Source organism: Pseudomonas sp. MD195_PC81_125 (assembly GCF_014060985.1).
Classification (GTDB): domain Bacteria; phylum Pseudomonadota; class Gammaproteobacteria; order Pseudomonadales; family Pseudomonadaceae; genus Aquipseudomonas; species Aquipseudomonas parakoreensis.
Genome location: NZ_JABULD010000289.1, coordinates 1 through 3,282, shown reverse-complemented (window position 1 = coordinate 3,282; position 3,282 = coordinate 1). Strand labels below are relative to the sequence as shown.

General features: G+C 53.5%; 4 protein-coding genes, 3 tRNA genes and 1 rRNA gene. All 8 read left to right on the top strand.

Translation table 11 applies throughout. The features are described 5' to 3' along the window. Positions 1–115: ribosomal RNA gene (rrf, locus tag HT737_RS12440) — 5S ribosomal RNA — on the top strand; the annotation flags it as partial. Between the two features lie 132 nt (positions 116–247). After that, the gene (gene birA / locus HT737_RS12435) at positions 248–1,201 is read left to right on the top strand and encodes a bifunctional biotin--[acetyl-CoA-carboxylase] ligase/biotin operon repressor BirA (RefSeq protein ID WP_047296938.1); all 954 of its coding nucleotides are present in this window, start codon (positions 248–250) and stop codon (positions 1,199–1,201) included. Beyond that, the gene (locus tag HT737_RS12430; RefSeq protein ID WP_047296936.1) at positions 1,191–1,940 is read left to right on the top strand and encodes a pantothenate kinase; all 750 of its coding nucleotides are present in this window, start codon (positions 1,191–1,193) and stop codon (positions 1,938–1,940) included. The genes birA and HT737_RS12430 overlap by 11 nt, the downstream gene beginning before the upstream one ends. Before the next feature lie 7 nt (positions 1,941–1,947). Further along, the gene (locus tag HT737_RS12425) at positions 1,948–2,385 is read left to right on the top strand and encodes a hypothetical protein (RefSeq protein WP_047296935.1); all 438 of its coding nucleotides are present in this window, start codon (positions 1,948–1,950) and stop codon (positions 2,383–2,385) included. A 142-nt stretch (positions 2,386–2,527) separates the two neighbouring features. Then, positions 2,528–2,612: transfer RNA gene (locus HT737_RS12420), tRNA-Tyr, on the top strand. 24 nt (positions 2,613–2,636) lie between these two features. Beyond that, positions 2,637–2,710 (top strand) — tRNA-Gly (locus tag HT737_RS12415). Between the two features lie 26 nt (positions 2,711–2,736). Further along, positions 2,737–2,812: transfer RNA gene (locus HT737_RS12410), tRNA-Thr, on the top strand. Between the two features lie 84 nt (positions 2,813–2,896). Beyond that, positions 2,897–3,282 (top strand): GTP-binding protein (locus tag HT737_RS12405; RefSeq protein ID WP_178083416.1); only part of this gene is annotated, 386 nt, incomplete at its 3' end.

Sequence of the window (3,282 nt, the reverse complement as noted above, 5' to 3'; positions counted from 1 at the left end):
TGACGACCATAGAGCGTTGGAACCACCTGATCCCATCCCGAACTCAGAAGTGAAACGATGCATCGCCGATGGTAGTGTGGGGTTTCCCCATGTGAGAGTAGGTCGATCGTCAAGATTAAATTCCGAAACCCCAATTGCGAAAGCAATTGGGGTTTTGTTTTGCGCGCAGGAAAGTGGCTTGCTTGATTTCTATGCAATTGCCCGGGTCATGGCTATTATTCGGGCCTCATTGTGAGGCGAGACCTGCATGTTGACGTTGTTGAATCTTTTGAAGGATGGTCGATTCCATTCCGGCGAGGCTTTGGGGATTGCTCTGGGAATCAGTCGAAGTGCGGTGTGGAAGCAGCTTCAGCATCTTGAGGCCGAGCTCGGATTGTCAATTAACAAAGTCCGGGGCAGAGGCTATCAACTGGCTGCACCCCTGACGCTGCTCGACCCCCTGAAGATTGGCGCCTTGGCAGCGGTTTGGCCGATTACAGTCTTTGACTCCATTGACTCCACTAACGCAGAGGCGCTTCGCGCGATCAATCAGGGTCGAGCGGCGCCGTTTCTGGTATTGGCAGAGCGACAGATTTCCGGTCGTGGCCGCCGGGGACGCAAGTGGGTAAGCCCTTTTGCTGAAAATCTCTACTACAGCCTCGTTCTGCGCATAGATGGTGGCATGCGTCAGCTTGAAGGCTTGAGTCTGGTGGTCGGTTTGGCTGTTATGCACGCCTTGCGAAAGTTGGGGGTGGCGGGCGCAGGATTAAAGTGGCCCAACGATGTGCTGGTCGGAAACAAGAAAATCGCCGGTATTCTTCTTGAGCTAGTAGGGGATCCGGCAGATGTTTGCCACGTGGTGCTGGGTATAGGTATTAACGTGAACATGCAGGTTGCTGAGGCGGTTGGCCAACAATGGACGTCGATTCGACTCGAGACCGGCAAAAGCTGCGATCGCAACGTCTTGGTGGCTGAGTTGAACGAGCAGCTGCGCGGCTATATCCAGCGCCATCAGGTTGATGGTTTCTCTGCGCTCCAGGAAGAGTGGGAAAAGGATCACATGTGGCAAGGTCGCCCGGTTTCTTTGATTGCCGGGGTTAGTCATATAGAAGGCGTTGTGCTTGGCATCGATAGCCAAGGTGCGCTGCGCTTGAAGGTGGACGGCGTGGAAAAGGTTTTTAGTGGTGGTGAGCTCAGCCTGAGGTTGCGTGATGATTCTTGAGCTCGACTGTGGGAATAGCTTTATCAAGTGGCGTGTATTGAATACGGCCGCTGGCGGTCTTTTCGCGGAGGGTGTTGTCGACTCGGATCAAGCTCTGGTGGATAGCCTATGCGCATTTGATAGCCTGTCGTTGCGTAAATGTCGGTTGGTCAGCGTAAGAACCAGCGAAGAAACTGCCGCGCTCACCCGGATTCTCGAGCAGGCGTTCGGTGTCTCGGTTGTGTGCGCCACGTCGTCCAGTGAAATGGCTGGTGTCAGGAATGGCTATCACGACTATGAACGCTTGGGGCTGGATCGCTGGTTGGCGATGCTTGGTGGCTTTCATTTGGCTGCGGGCGCCTGTTTGATTCTGGATTTCGGCACTGCAGTGACGGCTGACTTTATTAATGCCGAAGGTGAGCACCTTGGGGGATTCATTTGCCCAGGGATGCCCTTAATGCGTAACCAATTGCGTACACATACCCGGAAAATCCGTTATGGGGACTCGGCTGCCGAAAGAGCGCTGGCGAGCCATGCTCCGGGGCGCAGTACCGTCGAAGCGGTGGAGCGTGGATGCTCTTTAATGTTGAGAGGCTTTGTCCTGACCCAGATGGAAATGGCTCGATCCTATTGGGGAGAGCGCTTTACTGTTTTTATTACCGGTGGCGATGCTGGGTTGGTGGCGGACATCGTGCCTGAAGCGCGGATCGTCCCTGACCTGGTATTCATAGGGTTGGCGATGGCCTGTCCGTTAACTTGAGGTTTGTATGCGTTGGTTGTTCCTGCTGCTCGTTGTTCTCAATGTGTTTTATTACGTCTGGCATCAGCAGGAAGCTCCCTTGCGTGCGAAAGATGTCACGCCCCTCAGCATGTACCGCGGGTCTCAACAAGATATTCGCTTATTGAGTGAGGCGAATGGTGGCTCTGGGGGAGGGCAGGGCGTGCTCCGAGCTGGGCAAGAGTGTCTGTTTTTGGGTGGTTTGACTCAAGAAAGCATCATTTCCGCGCTGCAGCTGCGTCTAGCGGCCATGGGGGTGAAGGTTCAGGCGTCGCAAAAGGATCTCTCCGAGCCTGGTTATTGGTTGCGCATTGCGCCCGAAAGCCAGCGTTTATTAGGGGATGTGCAGTTGCAGAACCTTTCCAAGGAATTCAATGAGTTAAAACATAAAATAATGCTGTGTGAGGGGGTTGCACCGCTGGAATAGTTTGCATAGAATGGCGCCCGCTCCACAGCGAACACCTAATCAGGTGGTCAGCGCGGAGTAGTGTCAACGCAGCTAACCTCAGGTTTTTAATGAGAAAATGCTTGACAGAAGGTCGGCATAGTATAGAATGCCGGCTCGCTTAGGAGGGGTTCCCGAGCGGCCAAAGGGATCAGACTGTAAATCTGACGTCTACGACTTCGAAGGTTCGAATCCTTCCCCCTCCACCATTTTTAGCGTGAGCTGCAAGCTCCGCGGGTATAGTTTAGTGGTAGAACCTCAGCCTTCCAAGCTGATGATGCGGGTTCGATTCCCGCTACCCGCTCCAAGTTTGCAGGTTGTGCAAAGTGTTACGCTCTTGTAGCTCAGTTGGTAGAGCACACCCTTGGTAAGGGTGAGGTCAGCGGTTCAAATCCGCTCAAGAGCTCCATATAACAAGGCAGATATGAAAATATCTGCCTTTGTTTTAATGGTAGATATCGTTCGTCTAATTCTTCTGTTGAGGGTGTTATCGATGGCTAAGGAAAAATTTGATCGTTCCCTGCCCCACGTCAACGTAGGGACCATTGGTCACGTTGACCACGGTAAAACCACTCTGACCGCTGCTCTGACTCGCGTCTGCTCCGAAGTTTTCGGTTCGGCCGTAGTTGAATTCGACAAGATCGACAGCGCTCCAGAAGAAAAAGCTCGCGGTATCACCATCAACACCGCGCACGTTGAGTACAACTCGAACATTCGTCACTACGCTCACGTTGACTGCCCAGGTCACGCTGACTACGTGAAGAACATGATCACCGGTGCTGCTCAAATGGACGGCGCTATCCTGGTTTGCTCGGCCGCTGATGGTCCGATGCCACAAACCCGTGAGCACATCCTGCTGTCCCGTCAGGTAGGCGTTCC